At 59.7% G+C, this 17,974-nt stretch carries 19 protein-coding genes and 1 tRNA gene; 7 read left to right on the top strand and 13 right to left on the bottom strand.

The genetic code is table 11. From position 1 onward, the window contains the following. Nucleotides 1–265 precede the first annotated feature (265 nt). Nucleotides 266–1,270, bottom strand: a complete 1,005-nt coding sequence (locus tag OGV50_RS10685) for an IS110-like element IS4321 family transposase (protein ID WP_000427623.1) — start codon at nucleotides 1,268–1,270, stop codon at nucleotides 266–268. 205 nt (nucleotides 1,271–1,475) lie between these two features. Between OGV50_RS10685 and OGV50_RS10680 the strand changes: the two genes are divergently transcribed. Together OGV50_RS10680 and OGV50_RS10675 are read left to right on the top strand one after the other, a co-directional pair. Continuing rightward, nucleotides 1,476–1,551, top strand: a tRNA-Gly gene (locus OGV50_RS10680). A 226-nt stretch (nucleotides 1,552–1,777) separates the two neighbouring features. Further along, complete coding sequence (locus OGV50_RS10675; RefSeq protein WP_023102453.1) at nucleotides 1,778–3,613, top strand: tyrosine-type recombinase/integrase; 1,836 nt, start codon at nucleotides 1,778–1,780, stop codon at nucleotides 3,611–3,613. Nucleotides 3,614–3,691: 78 nt separating this feature from the next. Here the strand turns inward: OGV50_RS10675 and OGV50_RS10670 are convergent, their stop codons facing one another. The 3 genes from OGV50_RS10670 to OGV50_RS10660 form a co-directional block, all read right to left on the bottom strand. Beyond that, entirely contained in the window at nucleotides 3,692–4,123 is a 432-nt protein-coding gene (locus OGV50_RS10670; RefSeq protein WP_052157205.1) for a LysR substrate-binding domain-containing protein, read from the bottom strand. Nucleotides 4,124–4,346: 223 nt separating this feature from the next. Beyond that, nucleotides 4,347–5,726 (bottom strand): IS1380 family transposase, encoded by a 1,380-nt coding sequence (locus OGV50_RS10665; RefSeq protein WP_033938208.1) that lies wholly within the window; start codon nucleotides 5,724–5,726, stop codon nucleotides 4,347–4,349. A gap of 66 nt (nucleotides 5,727–5,792) precedes the next feature. Next, complete coding sequence (locus OGV50_RS10660; protein WP_033938207.1) at nucleotides 5,793–6,071, bottom strand: LysR substrate-binding domain-containing protein; 279 nt, start codon at nucleotides 6,069–6,071, stop codon at nucleotides 5,793–5,795. A gap of 106 nt (nucleotides 6,072–6,177) precedes the next feature. On the opposite strand from OGV50_RS10660, the gene OGV50_RS10655 reads away from it, so the two are divergent. Continuing rightward, on the top strand, nucleotides 6,178–6,504 hold the full coding sequence (locus OGV50_RS10655; RefSeq protein ID WP_031633150.1) for a helix-turn-helix domain-containing protein: 327 nt from the start codon (nucleotides 6,178–6,180) through the stop codon (nucleotides 6,502–6,504). A 29-nt stretch (nucleotides 6,505–6,533) separates the two neighbouring features. On the opposite strand, the gene OGV50_RS10650 is transcribed toward OGV50_RS10655, so the two are convergent. Together OGV50_RS10650 and mobH are read right to left on the bottom strand one after the other, a co-directional pair. Further along, entirely contained in the window at nucleotides 6,534–6,716 is a 183-nt protein-coding gene (locus OGV50_RS10650; RefSeq protein ID WP_196765151.1) for an Hha/YmoA family nucleoid-associated regulatory protein, read from the bottom strand. A gap of 462 nt (nucleotides 6,717–7,178) precedes the next feature. Then, entirely contained in the window at nucleotides 7,179–9,038 is a 1,860-nt protein-coding gene (gene mobH, locus OGV50_RS10645) for a MobH family relaxase (protein ID WP_023102456.1), read from the bottom strand. 485 nt (nucleotides 9,039–9,523) lie between these two features. Here mobH and OGV50_RS10640 point away from each other — a divergent pair, with 485 nt between their 5' ends. The 4 genes from OGV50_RS10640 (at nucleotide 9,524) to OGV50_RS10625 (ending at nucleotide 11,085) form a co-directional block, all read left to right on the top strand. Further along, on the top strand, nucleotides 9,524–9,715 hold the full coding sequence (locus OGV50_RS10640; protein WP_023102457.1) for a hypothetical protein: 192 nt from the start codon (nucleotides 9,524–9,526) through the stop codon (nucleotides 9,713–9,715). 173 nt (nucleotides 9,716–9,888) lie between these two features. Next, nucleotides 9,889–10,143, top strand: a complete 255-nt coding sequence (locus tag OGV50_RS10635; RefSeq protein ID WP_023102458.1) for a FitA-like ribbon-helix-helix domain-containing protein — start codon at nucleotides 9,889–9,891, stop codon at nucleotides 10,141–10,143. Continuing rightward, nucleotides 10,140–10,559, top strand: a complete 420-nt coding sequence (locus OGV50_RS10630; RefSeq protein WP_023102459.1) for a type II toxin-antitoxin system VapC family toxin — start codon at nucleotides 10,140–10,142, stop codon at nucleotides 10,557–10,559. The genes OGV50_RS10635 and OGV50_RS10630 overlap by 4 nt, the downstream gene beginning before the upstream one ends. A gap of 145 nt (nucleotides 10,560–10,704) precedes the next feature. Continuing rightward, entirely contained in the window at nucleotides 10,705–11,085 is a 381-nt protein-coding gene (locus tag OGV50_RS10625) for a DUF3742 family protein (protein WP_049874861.1), read from the top strand. A gap of 8 nt (nucleotides 11,086–11,093) precedes the next feature. Here OGV50_RS10625 and OGV50_RS10620 read toward each other — a convergent pair whose 3' ends face one another. The 7 genes from OGV50_RS10620 to OGV50_RS10590 form a co-directional block, all read right to left on the bottom strand. After that, entirely contained in the window at nucleotides 11,094–12,611 is a 1,518-nt protein-coding gene (locus OGV50_RS10620) for a conjugal transfer protein TraG N-terminal domain-containing protein (protein ID WP_023102460.1), read from the bottom strand. Nucleotides 12,612–12,626: 15 nt separating this feature from the next. Further along, complete coding sequence (locus OGV50_RS10615) at nucleotides 12,627–12,977, bottom strand: hypothetical protein (protein ID WP_023102461.1); 351 nt, start codon at nucleotides 12,975–12,977, stop codon at nucleotides 12,627–12,629. Beyond that, entirely contained in the window at nucleotides 12,974–14,377 is a 1,404-nt protein-coding gene (locus OGV50_RS10610; protein WP_023102462.1) for an integrating conjugative element protein, read from the bottom strand. Before OGV50_RS10610 ends, OGV50_RS10615 begins: the two co-directional genes overlap by 4 nt. Next, entirely contained in the window at nucleotides 14,374–15,324 is a 951-nt protein-coding gene (locus OGV50_RS10605; protein WP_023102463.1) for a TIGR03756 family integrating conjugative element protein, read from the bottom strand. Before OGV50_RS10605 ends, OGV50_RS10610 begins: the two co-directional genes overlap by 4 nt. Further along, nucleotides 15,321–15,770 carry a TIGR03757 family integrating conjugative element protein gene (locus tag OGV50_RS10600; RefSeq protein ID WP_052157204.1) on the bottom strand — a complete coding sequence of 150 codons (450 nt, stop codon included), beginning with the start codon at nucleotides 15,768–15,770 and terminating at the stop codon, nucleotides 15,321–15,323. The genes OGV50_RS10605 and OGV50_RS10600 overlap by 4 nt, the downstream gene beginning before the upstream one ends. A gap of 191 nt (nucleotides 15,771–15,961) precedes the next feature. Further along, a complete protein-coding gene (locus OGV50_RS10595) occupies nucleotides 15,962–17,074 on the bottom strand; it encodes a VIT1/CCC1 transporter family protein (protein WP_023102465.1) in 1,113 nt (370 codons plus the stop codon). A gap of 80 nt (nucleotides 17,075–17,154) precedes the next feature. Then, entirely contained in the window at nucleotides 17,155–17,796 is a 642-nt protein-coding gene (locus tag OGV50_RS10590; RefSeq protein WP_033938206.1) for a glutathione S-transferase family protein, read from the bottom strand. Nucleotides 17,797–17,974: the final 178 nt, after the last annotated feature.

The raw sequence follows: 17,974 nt of genomic DNA, 5'->3' as shown, positions 1-17,974 counted from the left end.
GAAAACGGAATCTATGGTCACTCCCGTTTTTGCAACACCGATTTTGACGACAAGTTGGCTTGCTTGAATCTATCCGGCGTCTGAATGGGATTTTATTCCCGCGCCTTGATGAGTTCCGCGCCTGATGAACCTCCAGAAAATATACGGCTTCAATGAGCCTTTCCGTTTTACAGGTTCCTCAACAGGCCGGTGGGCCGTTAGTATCATCAATATCAGTATTCGCAAAACCAGATCAGTAATTCTTTAAACCGGTGTATTTCTGCCGTTATGCTACATAAGTTTGCTGTCGTGCCGTTAGGGCCCAGGCTATTCTGGCCAGCTTGTTTGCCAGAGCACAAGTGACGACAAAGTTGCTTTTCCGGCACAGTAAATCCCTGACCCAATCGGCCAATTTGCCAGACTGGTGTTCCAGTTTTTGTATGAATACCCTGGCACATTGAACCAACAAAGTTCGGATCTTTTTATTACCTCGCTTACTAATTCCCAGCAATGTCGTCCTACCTCCCGTGCTGTACTGCCGAGGTACAAGCCCTGTTGCCGCCGCAAAGTCACGGCTGCTGGCGTACTGCTTCCCGTCGCCAATCTCAGTTGAAATAGTACTCGCTGTCAGTGTTCCGACGCAGGGAATGCTCAGCAAGCGCTGTCCAACCTCATCTTCGTCCAACTTTCGTTTCAACTGGGATTCCAAATCTTTAATCTGCTCAACAAGATAGTGATAATGCTGTTGTAATTTCAGCAATAACTGGCTGAGGTAAAGAGGCAAACTATTATCCTCAAGAATGGTACTCAGTCGGCTAATAACGGCAGCTCCTCGGGGAACGCTAATGCCAAATTCCAGCAGAAAAGCATGCATTTGATTGGTTGTTTTTACCTTATCCTGAACCAGGGATTCACGGACACGATGCAGAGCCCGCATTGCCTGCTGAGATTCCGTTCTGGGCTGCACAAAACGCATAGACGGACGCGATGCAGCTTCACAAATAGCTTCGGCGTCGACAAAGTCGTTTTTATTGCTTTTAACGAACGGGCGGACAAATTGTGGTGATATCAGCTTTGGGGAATGCCCCAACTCTTCCAACTTGCGTGCCATAAAGTGAGAACCGCCACAGGCTTCCATTGCGATGGTTGTAGCGGGGCATGTCGCCAAAAATTCGATCAACTTTGGCCGGGTAAATTTTTTACGGTAAACAGCCTTCCCGCGACGATCCTGGCAATGAATATGGAAAGAGTTTTTACCCAGATCGATACCAATGAGCGCAATGTTTTCCATGATAGTTCTCCGAATGAAAGCCTGTCCTCAGCATAGTACCGGGAAGGAGGGAGTGACCATCTCATTAAAAATTGCGTTTTAGGGGGTTGCAGCAGAAAGGATTTCTCGTATAATGCGCCTCCCGTAACGACGCAGAAATGCGAATTACGACAGCAACAAATTTAATCACAGAATTTCAGATAACAGTCTGAAAAACGAAGATTAAGCGGGAATAGCTCAGTTGGTAGAGCACGACCTTGCCAAGGTCGGGGTCGCGAGTTCGAGTCTCGTTTCCCGCTCCAATTTTGGTTCTGTAGAGTTCCACTGAATTCTGCAAGCCATTGAAAACAGGGCCGAAAGGCCCTTTTTTCATTCCAGTGACGTCCGCTGGAAACCGCCAACATCCGGGACTTTTAAGTCCATTTTTAAGTCCATGAATACGGATGAGGCGCTTTCCGGATTGTTGCTGGAGGAGCGAGGCCAACGAGACAAGCATCTAGTCCTGACTCATAGTTCAGGAGCTGGAGCATGGCACTCTCAGATATGGCTGCCCGGAACGCCAAGGCGACCGGCAAGGCTTACACCGTCAGCGACATCGACGGCCTCTCCCTCGCGGTCTCTCCGACCGGAGGTAAGACCTGGCACTACCGTTACTACTGGGCTGGCAAGCAGAAGCGCATGTCGCTGGGCACCTATCCGGAGGTTGGCCTTCGGGAAGCGCGCGCCCTCCGCGATGCGGCCCGCGCGTTGCTGGCCAAGGGCATCAATCCCCGAGCAGATCGCAAGCAGAAGCGCCAGGCTGTCCGTCTGGCCGACGAACACACCTTCCAGGCCGTGTTCGACAAGTGGGTCGAGCACCGCAGGCTCGTCCTCAAGGAAGGGCGTCAGAGCACTCTGACGCAGATCCTTCGCATCTTTAAAAAAGACATCCTGCCCACACTCGGGAAACGCCCCGTCTACGAAATTCAGCGTCCGGACCTTCTGGAGGTCGTAGCCAGGATTGAGCGTCGGAAGGCGCTCAGCGTGGCGGAGAAGGTGCGTACCTGGTTCAGGCAGATGTTCCGATACGCGCTGATCATCGTGCCTGGCCTGCCGCAGAACCCGGCGTTCGATCTGGATGTGGTGGCGTTGCCGATGCCGCCCGTTCGTCACAACCCGTTCCTGCGAATGGATGAGTTGCCGGCAATGCTGTCACGGCTGAGAAAGTACCATGGTCGGCTTCAGACACAGCTGGGGCTTCGACTGCTGCTCCTGACCGGCGTGCGTACGGGGGAGCTTCGGCTGGCGACACCTGATCAGTTTCATCTCGATCAGGGTCTATGGATCATCCCCCCGGAGGTTGTGAAACAGTTGCAGCTTGAGATGCGCAAGGAGGGCAAGCGGCCCGGCGACATTCCTCCCTACATCGTTCCTCTGTCGGCACAGGCCATGGAGATCGTTCAGCACATGCTGGAGCAGTTCAAACCTGCTCAGCGCTACCTGTTCTCACATGGCTGGGACCTGAAGAAGCGCATCAGCGAGAACACACTCAATCAGGCTCTCAAGCGCATGGGCTATACGGATCAATTGACGGGGCATGGCATTCGGGCGACGATTTCGACTGCACTGAATGAAATCGGCTATCCGAAAGTCTGGGTAGACGCGCAGCTTTCGCATTCAGATCCTGACAAGGTGAGCGCCGCCTACAACCATGCGGAATACGTGGAGCAGCGCCGACGCATGATGCAGGATTGGGCTGACCGGCTCGATCTGTTCGAACAGCATCAGGTGGAGGCCGCGAGCATGCACCTGACCGTCCATCTGGAAGGTGTTCCGGAGGTTCCTGATGAAGTTCCAGAGGGGGCGGAGGTCGCCATTGCACCTGCCCCTATCGTGTTGGTCTCGAAGCCTGGAGTCGGCATGCCTGCGCTGCCGGACACGGTGCATCGACTGTCCGCGATCACGGGGCCGCGTACACCACCGGTCTTGTCGGAAAGCCAGCGCGAGCAACTGGAGCGGTTGGATATCTTCAATTCGCCACACCTGCTTTCTGCGGCCGATTTTGCAAAAATGGCTGGCAAGTCGCGGCGGTGGATCAGCTACGAGATCAGCGGACGCAAGATGTTGGCGCTGAGCCTCGGCAACCTCGGTCAGCGCGTCCCGGATTGGCACTTCACGCCCCTCAAGCACAAGCTGATACAGGCGGTTCTCAAGTTCGCGCGTGATGCGGACTCGTGGGAGATCTACCGCGCGCTTTCTGGACCGCACGATGACTTCAAGGGGCTTGCCCCCATCGAAGCGGTGACCGCAGAGAACCTGCACGAAGTCGTTATGGTGGTGTGTTTTTCGCTGAAGGACAGCCAGGCGATGCTTCGGCTGGCGTAGTGGCCTGCTGGCAACGCTGTGTTGAGACCTGGCGGGCTGCGCTCAAAGTCAGGCCATTTAAGAACTTGCGGCGGTCAACTAAGTGATACCGACTGATCGAGACTGATCGAGCTTGCGCGCTCGCTCGATCAGCCGTTCGGTGAATGGTGAAGGCGCGTTTTGAGCGCGTAGCAAATACGTGCTCAGATCGTTCGGCGATCCCGCCAGCGGCCGCATCACGATGCCAAGCTTTCGTGCCGTATCGATGCGTGATTTTCCCGCGAAGCCGATTCCGTAGCCCGCAGCGACCAGAACGGCCATCAGTTCGAAAGATTTCGCGTGGTCGACCACGTTGAGTTTCGACGTGGCCGAGCTCAACAATTCCATGATCTGATGGCTAAGGGGCTCACAGTGCTCTGCTGACCAAAGCACCAGGGGGTACTGCACGGCCTTTTCCAGCGTGATTTCCGGGAACTCCAGGAGCGGTGAGAGCGCTGGAACCGCCACGGCAATCTCATCATCCCGCCTCATTCACGAGGGCGTTGATCGGGCGGTCTGAAAGTGCTGGCTGGCGGCATCGCTCATCAAGATTGGCTTCTTCAGCGCGAATGGTCGTTGAGTAATGCCAGAATGCGGCCCCTTTCCCGCTTTCTTATAGCTCTTTGGAATCAATTGCGGCCGTCCAAGCAGCCGTGATCGCCGACCGCCGCTCCGGTCGCTCGCTTACTGATGCTGTGGTGGTCTCGCAGGAGCGTCAGCTCAGTGCGGTCAGCTTCGGCAGCCCCTTCAGCAGCGTCGGCCACCACTTGTCGGCCGCGGCACCGAGATGAACGGTGATTCGCCGAGCGTGCAGCCTCAGTGTGGCGGCCACCTTGAGCACCTGCTCGCGCATCCGGCTCAGGCTCCAGCCGTGCCGAGTCTGCCGCTCCAGCAGGCAGCGCAGGCCATGCAGAATCTGGTAGGCGTAGAGGCTCAGCAGCAGGCTCACCTCGTTGCGGGCCATCACGTCCTGAACGGTGGAGGCACCGCGATCCGTCGACGAGAGGTGCACGTCGAGCGCCGACTTCACCTCGCCCATGTGGGCCTCGGCGCTGCCGCGCTTGCGATAGAGCGCCAGGACCTTCTCCGGCGGCCAGTCGAACTTGCCGAGGTTGGTGACCAGGAAGAAGGCATGCAGCAGCAGGTCATCGGGGCGTTCCTGCACCACCAGCACGACGCGACGCGGTGCCGACCAAGAGCCCGCTTGATACTCCAGATCGTGGCACCACTCGCGAGGCTGCTCGGGTGGCCGGCCAGGTGGCCGCTTCAGGTGCGGTGCCGCCAGTTTCTGCAGGCCGGAGTGACTGCGCAGTCGGCCCAGGTACTCGATGTCGCACTCTTCCAGGGCCTCCAGCGTCGCGTTGTCGGTGAAACCGGCGTCGATGCGCACCCGAACCTGGGCGCCGGTGCTCTCGTTGAGTCGCCGCACCAGATGCGGGATCCAGGTGTCGGCGTTCTCGGCCGGGCCGGCGTTGCCCTCGCGCAGCAGGCCGCCCACCATGTCGCCGGTTTCTGCCAGCGAGGCGACCAGCGGTGAATAGATCCGCGCGCCGTACAGGCCATGATAGGCCGAGCCGCCCTGGTGGCCGTGGACCTCGATCGGCAGGCCGTCGATGTCCAGCGTCAGCTGCTTGGGGCGCTCGCCGTTCTTCAGCGCGGTCAGGCGCCAGATCACCAGTCGCAGCAGGCCTTCGTGCACGGCATCGATATTGTCGCAGCGCCCGAGGCAGGTCAGCAGCCGCGACAGCGTGGCTTGAGACGGCCGGTCCTGGGCCAGGGGCGTTGTCCCGCGCGCATCGCTGCAGGCCAGCTGCCAGAGCGGATCACGGCGCAGCGTGTCGGTATCGCTGAGGTCGATCCAGCCCATCGCACGCTGCAGCACCAGGGTACGCAACTGGCTGGCCAGCGAATGAAGGATGCGCAGCGGGTGGCGTCGATCGACCAGATTGTCTTCCAGCGCCTCAATCACGCCGCTGTTGTCGAGGGCCTCACGCAACAGCAGAGCGCCGCTGTCGCTGGTAGTGCGCTGGCCGCTCAGCTCAACACGGACAGCGCCGTTGCATGAGGGCGTCCAGGTGGATAGGCTTTCACCCATAGCGGATGGCTCTCTTGGTTCAGATTCTTGGCGGAACACACTGAATTTTCAAGAGAATACCATCCGCTATCTTCGTTTTCGGGCCGGCCTCATGAATAAGCCGGGATCATGCCACAGCAGCTCGTTTTGCAGCTTGGCCTCAGCGGGCGGTGCGACAGCAAATCCAAGATCGTAACGACCATCCTTCACCCCGCTGACCTGCTCGGAAAACAAAGTCTCGGTAAGGCATATCGCCGTGCCGGGCTCCTCTGCGCGCTGCTTCGCCAAGAGGTGCGTCAATGTTGCGGTGAAGGCTCCGAAGGAGACGGCGATCCGTACCGATTCAGGGGGTTGCTGGCATTGCATGGCTGGCTCTCCTGTAAAGAAGGATGCGGTAGACAATGCCAGATAATAGCAGTCCGCGTTTAATTAAACGTGGTTTAATTTATGCTCTTATTTCACGCTTTTGTAGATGCAAAAGCGTGAAATAAGGCGAGGCCGGCCTACAGGCAGTACAAGTTTTGAGGCGGAGCCGGCCAAGGCGTTTGGCATGGCGGTAAAGGCGTTGAGGACGGAGCGCGGAACGGCCCAGGAGGCACTGGGAAACATGGCCGGAATCGAACGCGCGCACATGGGCAGAATCGAGCGGGGTGAGCACATGCCCACCCTGGCGCTGATCCTGCGCATTGCAGATGCGCTGGAATGCAGCGCGGCTCTGCTTATCGAAGAGACAGAGAAGTGCCTGAAGCTTGTTCGCGCCGGCGTCATGGCGAATGAAGGACAGGCCGATCGCGTTTGATGCTCACCATCAGATTACATCGGTGGCATCTACTCGACATTCTTCCAGGCGGATGCGGGAACTCTGTCCCACAGTTGACCATGGGTGATTTCTGCGCGGCGGTGGTCGCATGCCCCTTCAAATTCTCCTAGTTCAGAAGATGGAACGCGGTCTTTCATATGACTGTAGACCTGTTCCAAGGTGTGCAAGGTCTGGCATTTTCTGAACTGCATTAAATATCTTTTTCTTATCATTGATTGTCGCTTGCATTTATCCGAATTGACAATTGAGGGAGACGCTTCTGGTGTTTGGTTTAAATGTAACTCGGTGGAAATTGTTATTAGAATGTGCTTAAAGATTATATTTTCGTGAATGCATTCACACCGAATTGTTGACGTGTGCTCATAAGATTTTCAGGTTTCGATTTGAGCAGGATTTTCGTTAGGCGAACGACATAGGTGGAAGGCAAATCCCGCGGCAGGTATTTGCCTCAATGTGATGGTCTACAAGGTGCGCTGGAGGCGATCCAGGTTGCAGCCGAAATTCGTTCCTCGTTCGTTGATTTTCCAGGAGATGGGCGCTGGCTGCGCTTTTGGATATCCTCATCCGCTGGGCATGGAAGGCCGCGCAGCATGCCGAGCTTGATTACCGTACCTGAAAAAAGGTAGATTTCGCCAAACTCAATTTGCAGCGCCTCAATATACGCCTGATGCCGTTGGTGATGTGGTCGTTGCCAAAGTCAAGTATGGATTGTTAGGCGGAACTTCATCGAAAAGACGTGTGGGATCAGCCAACAGATAGCCATGCAATCGCCTTGATTTCCGTGGCCCGGTGACCTCGCAAGTCCAGATATTCAGGCCGCTATCCTGTTTACGATGCAATTGCAGCTTTTCGAACGCTTTCTGAATCCACTGCCAATCCGCAACATTTTCCTGTTTTGCCAGAAATGCCGTTTTGGGATGCTCTTGTGCGTAGCGCTGAAACAATCCTGGGCTGACCAGGTAAACGGTATCGGAGACGGTATGCACCAGGGCTTTAGCGTCGTTAATAATCAGCTTGCGGGTGCTGATATGCTGACGCAGCCAGGCGATGAAGTGTTCGCCAGATGGAGGCACCTGAGTTTCGTTTTTCACTTCGGCAGTTGAAGGAGCGGCAGGCGGCAGCTCAGGCTCCTGATCCTGCGTGGTGCCTGTCTCAGTTGGTTCGTTCGGAGATGCTGTGGTCGACGGCAGCGTCACGTCCGGTGTCCCGAGCAGATCGAGCAACGCATCGACGCCATCCACGCTGGCCGCCTGCGTACCAGGTCCAGGAGCGGAGAGCGCTGGAGCAGCTGCCGAGCCGGTGGACGGCAAAGGCTGCTCCGCAACGTTTGGTGAAGCGGGGGATGCATCCGCCGTAGAGGTGTCATCCTGCACCACTTCCACGGTTCCCTGAAACGCCGGCGGGCGTTCACTGCCTTCCCATATCAATGCTGGTGCAAGCCGAAGCAGAGTGAACGTGTGGGTCCAGCCAGTGTCGCTGGTGACGACCGCTTTCCAGATAGCCTTGTCATCCGGCGTGGCCTGGAGCATGCCGTGGTCCTGCAGGATATTGAAGACGGCCGTGTTGTTGGCCGGAATACCCTCGATGCCCTGAGACAGCAAATGTGCGCGCAGCTTGTCCGAGACAGTCTTGGAAACAAGCCACAAGGCATCCTGCGTCAGCCAACCGTCCGAGGCCTGTGGTTGATTCAGCTTTAACTCTTCCTTGAGCAGGTAGCGAAGCCCCTCCAACAATTTGCGCTGCAATGTATGCTTCGGTGCAGCCATCGCCTTGGCGGGATCTCCGCCGAGTTCCTGCGCCACGGAAGCCCGATCGGCATTCGTGACCAGTTCGCCCAATACTCCGGCGTGCTCATGCTGGCCGGCCAGGACATAAAGCAGCGCCGCCCACAGTTCGGGGTAGCTGCTGAGCCAGTCCAGGATCTCGCGATCGAGCACGCAGTTGTAAAGCAATCCACTCGCGGCGTTGTGCAGGCGGTACTCGCGATCCTTCCGATAGCGAAAGCGGTATGGATGCTGCAACGGTCCATGCCAGGGGTGCCACAAACTGCCGTCGTTCATCTCGACGTGCAGATCGACTGCAATTTTGCCGATGTCATGCAGCAGCGCCGCATAGGCTGTAGCGGCTGTCCAGGCCTCGGCCTGCGCGGCTTGATCTTCCGGTGTCGCCCCGGCTGGGAGAAGGTGGGACTGTCGCAGCTTGAGTGCGTAGGCGACGATCTCAAGCCCGTGGTCAAGCAGGCCGCCGGGATAGGCGTGGTGGTGCGATTCCGACGCTGGAAACTGTTGGACCAACTCGGCGTACCGTTCCAACGGGCCGAGGTACAGCACTGCGAATTGCTGACGCGAGAGTGATGTTCGCTGCCATATGTGCTCCAGCAGCTTCTGCCGGCGCGCGGTGGCCAGCAGCGATGCGGCCGGTTCCGGTCGCATCAGCCCTTTGGCCTTTGTTGCAGTGGCGGGCGCTGTGGTAGCGGCCTGCACGGGTCGTTTTCGTTGGAACAGCGCGAACATGAAAGCACCTGAAATTGCGGTCGGCGGGGAGCCTTTTCCTTTTCCGGATAGGCCCATTCCCCTTGGGCCCCATTCCCTTGCCCCTTGACGACCTTTTGCCCTTGCCGAAACCCTTTGATATAGCCCTCTGGGCCAGTTCCAGCGAGCAGGAATGCGGCACGGATGCAGTCCCTTTGTCGTCGTCCAAGATGCCTTCGTACGGCAGTTCTAGGCTGCGACAGAATTTGGCCTTATCTAGCGGAAAAAATTGATCTTTTTATTGCTCCAGCAAATTGCGATGTGCAATCCTTGCGGTGCGCCACTCATAGGCGCCGGGTGTGAGAACCCGAACTTGATACCAGCGGGTCGCGTTATGGCGATCCGTAGGGCAGACGTTCGCGTCTGGCCGGTCTGGTATCAGCCGGTTTCTCACCCCTGCGGGTCGCCGCCATCTATCGGATTCCATTCCGGGCGGCGCAGGGGAACAAGGCCACGGAGGGGACAACATGGATCATTCAGACAACAACAGAACCAGCATTCACGCGCAACGCGCGTATGCGCTCATCATGTCGGGCGTAGCGGAATGCGATACCGCACTGGACCAGCGCCTATTGCTCGACTCTCTCATCTGCCAGTGTGCGGTGTTCACCCGCATTCTGGGGGCGAACGCGAATTTTTTGATCTGCTGGAGAAGTTGAGGCGCGTTGATCTCGATACTGCGGGCGACCTGATGCCTGCCACACAGCATTGATATCCGCCTACGGCCGATGCGATCCCTGCTGTCGCACAAGCAGGCCGATGTGAGAGCTGCCACCTTGCGTTTCCGTTAGTCGGTGACTAATATGTCATCAATGACTAATGGAGGTGCGACATGGCAATGACCACGATGACCATCAGGAACATTGACGAGGGGCTGAAAGCGCGTCTGCGCGTGCAAGCCGCTCAGCATGGCCGTTCGATGGAAGATGAGGCTCGCGACATCTTGCGGGCGGCTTTATCGACCGAGACTGCACGCGGCAATTCTTTGATCGAGGCTATTCGTGCGCGGGTAGAGCCGCTAGGCGGGATCGAGCTAGACCTGCCGGCGCGGGATGCCATTCGTAACCCGCCGGAGTTTGATGCATGATCGTCCTCGACACCAACGTTCTGTCCGAGACACTTCGCCCAGCTCCCGATGCACTTGCGCTGACCTGGCTGGCTCAGCAACCTCGCTCAGCGCTGTTCACCACGACAGTCACGCGGGCGGAGTTGCTGTATGGCGTGCGCCTGCTGCCGGACGGCCAACGCAAGGCCGCGCTCATGGAGGCGATTCACGGCATCTTTGCTTCGGATATGGCCGGACAGGTGCTGGGCTTCGACAATGACGCATCCGATGCCTACGCCGAAATCGCAGCGTCACGCAAACTGGCGGGCAAGCCGATCAGCCAGTTCGACGCCATGATCGCGGCGATCGCAAAGTCGCGAGGCGCCAGCCTGGCAACCCGCAACGTCAAGGACTTCGTGGACTGTGGCATCACAGTGATCGATCCGTGGAAGCGTTGATCCAGGTGCTTGAGAAACTAGAACGAACAAAGCTCCCTTGTGGAGGTCTGAAGTAAGAAAGCAGTGCCTCCAACCCGTCTGCGAACGACACAGGAAGATATTTCGACGATGAACTAATGCAACAGTGAGAAGCGAGGATATGACCATGGCAACGCACGCACACAACAAGGGATGGGCCTATCGGCTCGGTAGCGGCATGGGGCGTGCCTGGCGTGGTTATACACGGTTGGAAAAGAAGGCTGCTCGCTGGCTGGTTGCGCAAGGCGTCCCCGGACTGGTGGCGTCGGCTCTCCCATGGCTTGCCAGGCTCGCGGTGCTTGGCGTTCTCCTCTGCGTCGCCTTCTGGCTGGCCTTGCTGCTCCTGTTCGTTGTCGCAGTTGCCTGGTCAGCCGGACAAGGCGCTGATGCAGAGGAAGATAAGTGGCCATCCACTAGGCATGATGATCTCAGGGAAATGCCCTGGTACGATCCTGTGCCTTATAACGACACGGACCACCCCGATTTCCCTGATGAAAAAGATCTGTAAGCGTTAAGTTATTTCAGCTTGCTGGAGATAACGCTAGGTCCTTTTCCTCCAGCCGCAGTGGCATCTTTCGTTGCGCTTGCCAATCCAGCAACTACGCCAGCAGCTCGAATTCCCACCCAAGTAAGCGTAGTAACCCAAAAAGTTGGTAGCACAAGGAACATCATTCCCATCACGAAGTTCAGCAGCAGATCCCCGAATGCATTGTTCAGCCCCATCACCGGGTCGAAATAGGTCATCGGACGGTTGTAGCCCCATCCCCAGCCATAGAGCGCGTCCAGGATCGTGGAGTCGACCCACCTTGCCAATTGGAACCAGAAATCCACGAAGAACAGGGCGAACTGGATCACGCTGACGGTCACCACGGTCTTCAGGTCGTAGGTGCCGATCACCAGCACGAGCGGAATGCAAATCACCAGCGCCATCTTGAGCAGTGACAACGCCATGGGCAAAGCCTGACGCATGACGTCCATCGCCGGGAAGAACCCCACGGCACCCACCGCCATCCCCACATCGCCCGCGGCTCGGGTAACGACATTCGGCAAGGTCTTGTCGATCTGGCCGCCGTAGTCGGTGTAGACGGCGCCCTGGTTCAGTTTCTGTTGCCGCGGGGCCGCGATGGCGCGGATCACGGAATCGTCCAGCTCGGTCCTGGAGATGAAGCCAGCCCAGTTCGCCATGCGTGAAAGCAGATTGGGATCGACCTGAGCCAGCAGGCGCGCACGTAGTCCGGTTGAACCATCCGACCACCATTCCCGGCAGTTCGGGTAACCGGCGCCGCTAGGCACCTCGGTCAGCCCCGCATCACGGCTGTCATCGTACGGCCATGACTCGCGAGGCGTGCTTGAGCGATAAGTGTCGTAGTAGCCGGGCGTGTCGACAAAGTAATTGGAGCCGATCCAGCTGACGTCCGCCATCTGCTCTTCGCTCAGAGTCGGGCGGTTCATGAACAGCTTGGCTCGGGCGGGACCGTAGCAATTGAGCGCGAAATCTGTCACTTCCTGAGCCAGCAAGGGGTCGTCGATACGGGTGTTGTCGATGTCCATCCTCATCTGCCGCAGGTCGGTTCCGCACGGGATCGCCGCGACGGCGGCACCGGTGACAGCCTTGGAGATCGAGTGCATGAAAAACCACCAGACCGGCACCTTGGCCGACTGGTTGTTGAGCGTGGTGAATGACTGGCCCCAACCTGTATCGCTGGGCGCGGGAACGTTCACCTGGCACTGGCTGGAGCGGGACTGATCGAAGCTGATGGTGTTGAGATCCACATCGATGAACGGAATGCCGGCGAACATGATCACCACGATGGCGACGAACACCCGGTTTTCGATCCGCATCGAGGAAAGCACGCCCTTGTTGCCCTCGTCAGCTCCCTCCGCGCGTGCTTTCAGCCATTCCTGAATGACGATCGCGATAAACGGGAGCGCAAACAAGCCGCTGGCGACCAGGACCGACCAGATGCCGTTATGAACGATCCACCCAACCAGTGTCAGGTAATACTCCAGATAATCGGACGTATAGAGCGTCATCGTGTCCTCCGCTCATCAAGTGGACTGCAGCAGCAGGCTGCCTTCCAGAACGGCCAGAGCCACCACGCCGGCGATTTCGACACGGATGAGGCGCTGGTGTGGTTCCGTACCAGGTTCGCGAGCCAGGACCCGTTTACGCATCCAGAGCCAACCCCAGGCGAGGCCCGCATAAAGCAGCAGACGCCAGGCCAGGAAATAGCCCGTATGGTCGTCCATCCAGCGCTGCCAGCCTTCGATACTGCCAAGCACACGGATGCCAATCAGGTTGATGGAGATCGCCACAACAAGCAGCAGGATCGTCCACAGCAACGCGAAGCCGACACGGCGATTGAACAACCACCGCATGCGAAGCCAGGCCGGGATCATGGATTGCTTCCTCCCGATTGCGAGCGCTGCAATTCATCGAGGCGATTGGGGATGGGATCGCCCTGGTACACACCCCGCGAACCCGCAGCCCGGGTGCTGTGGCGCTGGATGATCTGCATCGGGGAGTTGTTGGCCAGCTCACGGCGCAGTTCGAGCTCAGTCTTGAGGTTGTTGATCTCGCGGTCGAGAATGTTGCTCTCCTGCGTGACCGCCTCCTGGGCCATTTCGTTCGCGGCCACATTCGGCTCCATCCGCCCGGTCAGCAGCGTGCGCTGAAGCAGCAATGCTTTTTCCAGCACGCTGGCGAGCGCAACCTCGGAAGCGAGACGCCTTGCGAGGATGTCCTGATCGGGTTCATCACGCAGCGCCTCGATCACGCCACGGGTAATCGGCAACGAGGTGCTGCTGGCCGCCTGCAGGTTGTCGAAGCTCATCGACTTGCTGCCCGAGATCAGTTCCTGCAAGCTCTCCAGCTTGGTCTCGTACTCTTCCTGAATGAGCGGTGTCAGACCGACGCCGGGCGTGGTCTGCGTCTTGGTGCAGCTCTCGCAGGTGCGTTGTTCCTGCTCGCCCAGCACACGCGTAGCCCAGGTGACGGCAGCCTGCGGAGAGGTCCAGGTCTGGCACGCCAGTCGGTCGCCGCAACTGCCGGAATCGATGGATGAGGTGTCATCGACGCTGCGCCCGTTGACCAGGTTGTAGCCGGCGCGCGTCACGTCAGCGACCACGCGGATAGGCGCCTGGCCCGAGCCGCCGGCATTGTCGCCTCCGACCCAGGGCACGCCTTCATTGCCCTTGCTGCTTTCTGCCTCCTCGATCGCGGAAACCGCATCGGTGCTGGCAACCGCCTTCTTGAGCGCCATGCCTTCCGCGAGCTGGTCCCAGCCGAGCTGGCCACCGGCCATGTCGGCCATCCTGTTCGCGATCGCCCTGCAGGTGAGTTTCGAGCGGTCGAAATCGAGCCTGGCTTGCAGGACACCGTTGGTGAGCAGGTTATAGAGACCGGGATCAGCGCGCTGGATGATCAGCGCAGGCAGCGAAGCCACCGCACTGGTGGCGTTCTGGATCACATTCGACATGATGGTCTGGAACCCGTTGGTGATGCCGTTCAACTGGTTCTGCAACGTGGTGGTGAGGCTCATGTCGCCGCAAATGAGGTTGCTGTTCCAGCCAACGCCGACGCCGATCGAGCGCATGTTTGCCGCGCCCGTCATGGATACCGCCCGTCCGCCGCCGATGCTGTACAGCACATCGTCGCCAATGACGCTGCCGCGATGCTGCAGGCCATATTCGTTGACACTCGTCTGGGCGGCAGCACCAGAGCATGCCGCCGTCAGGGCGCAAACAAGCAGGCCCCGGCGGAAGTGCTTGCTGAGTGCGAGAGTGGAGGATGAAGTCATCGTGCGCTCCCTCCGCTAAAGTCGACGCTGCCGAGGAAGGTCTGTCCGCGGCGCTGGCAGCAGCTGTAGGGCCGCCAAAGCGCCCAGGCATAGTCGCCTTGCTGGGCCTGGACGCGCTGGTTCGAATGGGGAAAGACGGCGCACGAACTGGACATCGTGGGGGTGAGTTCCTGCCACTTGCCGGTGGAGGCGTCGCCTTCGGCGAGCTCGCCTGCGGGCCAGTAGCCGTCGCGCGCGGTAGCGAGCAGCGGCTGGTAGACGTGAATCTGGCCGCGGCGGGTGACGATATCGCCGGCGCGCTGCGCGACGACGGCACCGCTCTTGTAGTCGTCGGTCTGATGCAGGAATCCGCCCCTCGGGTAGACGGCGCCCCACAGGTTGAGAGAGGTCCGAGCTCCGATCTCGCGCATGCCAGGGATCAGTGCTTCCGGATAGACGGCCTCCGGCACGTTATAGCGCCATGCCACCGTGTCGAGCGTGCTCAGCAGGTATGGCATGAAGGCCGTGCCTGCACCTTCGCAGGAATAGCCCGAAGCACTGGCGAGCTGACCCAGGACAGCCCCGCCGGGGTGACCGATCACGTCAGCGTTTTTGAACTTTGACAGGTTGTTTTCGTGGTCCTGGTTCGTTGTGCCATCGCCGCCGGCCTGTGCCGTGGTGTTCGGCATGCTCATGGCACGCACTTCTACCCACGGGTTCTCGCCAGTATTGGCGTAGCTGGAAACCACGGCATCGGGCACGTAATGGCTAACTTTCACCGAGGTCCGCACCGAGCAGCCGAAGGTGGTGCAGAAGAGCCAGTAGCAGATCCCGACGACCCGGTATTCGAGGCAATCGGGGGATAGGGCCGAGGCTGTGATCGATGCGGTGTTGAGCGCGAAGGCCGACGATGCGGTTCCAAGCATCAGGGCCGCGATCGCGGCGCGGAGACGACGGGCGCGCTTCATGGCTGCGCCCTCCGGTATGCCTCGATACGGGCTTCCGCCCTCGCTACGTCCGACTCACCGTAAATGACGTAGCGCCGGTCGACCACGACTGCAGGAACGGTTGAAACGCTGAGGCCCCAGGCATCGGCCACGCCCTGCCAGGCGGAAGCAAGGGCGCGTTGCAGCTGCCAGCCGCCCTGCTGAAGGCGTCCCTGGACGATGGCCTGGGCACGATGGGGATCGGCGGGCAGATCGGCCGCGAGGCTGGCCTCGATTTCCTGTGCAGTGTCGAGGTGAACGACATTGGCGTTATCCGCCGATGTCAGCGTGACGGATCGGTCGGTGAAAACGGTCACTTCTGCGGCGCTGGTCGCCTGATTGGCCAGGCCCAATGCTACGCACAAGGCGCTGGCTACCGCCGATGGAAAGCGTATCGGCCCGGATTGGGTGCGAAACGGGTTGAGCATGTCCGGACTCCTGAAACAGATTGCTGTTGTGGAGTCTCAGAGTTCATCCGGAACGTGCCCGCGGGTCAGCCAACAATCGGAAACCCGCCTTATCCGCATTGTGCTCGCTGAACAAACCAAGGCATCGCTGGAGTTGAAGTCCGCCTCGATGGACCGCGGCAAGGATGAGCGGCCAAAAGCTCGATGGTGCCTTAGCCGAGTGTCACGCCGAAAATGGCGCCGATGCCATAGGTGACCGCGGCGGCGGCCAGTCCGATGGCGACCTGGCGGGCGGCGGAGAACAGCGTGCCGCGCCCGGTGAACAGGCTGGTACCTGCACCCAGCAGGCCGAGTGCTAAACCGCTGGTGGCCAGACTGGAAACCAATGCTGGTATACCCGATAGAAACATGAACGGCAGCACCGGGACGATGGCGCCAGCCGCGAACAACATGAAGGATGATACGGCCGCGGCGGTCGCCGAGCCGCCAAGCCCCTCGGGGTCGATTCCGAGTTCCTCGCGGGCCAGGGTGTCCAGTGCGGCCCCTGGTGTGCCCAACAGCTTGTCGGCCAGTGCGCGCGCCTGCAGCTCCGTCAGGCCTTTGGCCTGATAGATCAGGGTCAGTTCCTCGCGTTCCTCATCCGGAAACTCGTACAGTTCGTCGGCCTCGATGGCGATCTGGCTGCGGTAGAACTCCCGCGAGCTGGTCACCGACAGCCACTCGCCCATGGCCATCGAGCCGGCGCCGGCGATAAGTCCGGCCAGGCCCGCCAACAGGATGGCCGAGCCCGGCGCCGCGGCGCCTGCCACGCCCATCACCAGGCTGAGGTTGGACACCAGTCCGTCGTTGGCGCCCAGTACAGCGGCGCGAAGGGTGTTGCCGCCACCGCGATGGCGACCTTCCAGTATCGCAAGAATGGGACCGGAAAGTCCTCCGCTCCCGGCGGCTTCCCGCATCAGCAGCGCGTGAGAACGCTCGTCCTGGGCGAGCCCCGCCGCGCGCGCCTCGGGCTGATCGTCGTATGTCCGACTGCCCAGGGTTTCCGCGGCAGCAAGTATCGGCAGCAGGGTGGCGGCGCCATGCCTGCGCACCAGCCAGGCCACGAATCGGGCACGGCGAGAGGGGCGGGGTGAGAAGTGATCCCCGGTTGCCTCCATCCGTTTCTTCCAGAATTCGCCATGAGCCGCTTCCACAGCCGCCAGTCGCCGGAACACGCCGGCCAGGTCGGGATTGGATTCGCTCTCTGCAAGCGCAGTGTAGATCGCGGCGCCGTCCACCTCGCCCTGCAGATTGGCGCGGTAGCGGCCTGTCGTCGTATTGGTCATGGGGCCGTTCCTCCGGGGTTGGTTGCCGCACTGAGAGCGTCGTGGCCGCTGGCGGGGCGCCGAGCGGCTTGATCACGGCGTCAGGCGAGCAGGGGCAGCATGCCAGGGTCTGCCTTGGCCATGGCTCGCCGGTAGGCTTCCCGCTCGCCGATCCGCTTCAGGTAGCCGAGAATGTTCGGATAGCCTGCAAGATCCTTGGGCATGAAATGCCGCATGGTGGTGAGCGGAAATAGCAGCATGATGTCGGCGGCCGTGAAGGCTTCGCCGGCAATATGGGCGGTGCGCCCGAGTTGGTTTTCGACCAACCCGAAGGCGGTATCGATCCGCTCCTCCGCGAACGCAAGACTCCCTTCGCCATCGCGCCCGCCCGCTGCGACCAGCATCATTCTGGCCATCTCCATCGCGGTGAGCGAACTGTTGGCGAAATGGAACCAGAACAGATACACGGGGTAGTTCGCATGCTCCGGCGCAACCGCCAGGCGGCCGCCACCGTGCCGGTGAATGAGGTACTCCATGATGGCTCCCGATTCGCTCAGCACGATGTCGCCATCGCGCACGACCGGTGACGTTCTGGTTGGCGAGATGGACTTGTATTCGGGCGGGGCCAGCCGTGTCATGGGGTCGCGCTCGAAGCGACGAAGCGCATAGGCAAGTCCAAGCTCCTCGCACAGCCAGACGACTCTCTCCGACTGCGAAACGCCCAGGTGATATATGGTGATCATGTGTGGATCCTCCTCGGTAAAACTGCGTAACCGACTTGCAAAGTCAGGCCGAAAATTGAGCCGATGCCACCGGTGCCCGCAGTGGCGGCCAGTTCTGGCGGGCGTTGGAGAACAACGCGCCGCCCATCGAGCAGGCGGGCTGCGCCTCGATCAGCGGGCGATGCGAGCTGATACGGAC

It is taken from the genome of Citrobacter sp. CK180, assembly GCF_030333655.1.
GTDB classification, from domain to species: Bacteria; Pseudomonadota; Gammaproteobacteria; order Enterobacterales; family Enterobacteriaceae; genus Citrobacter_B; species Citrobacter_B koseri.
Note: the sequence above shows the minus strand (reverse complement) of the source record. Positions and strands in the feature narration are given on the sequence as shown.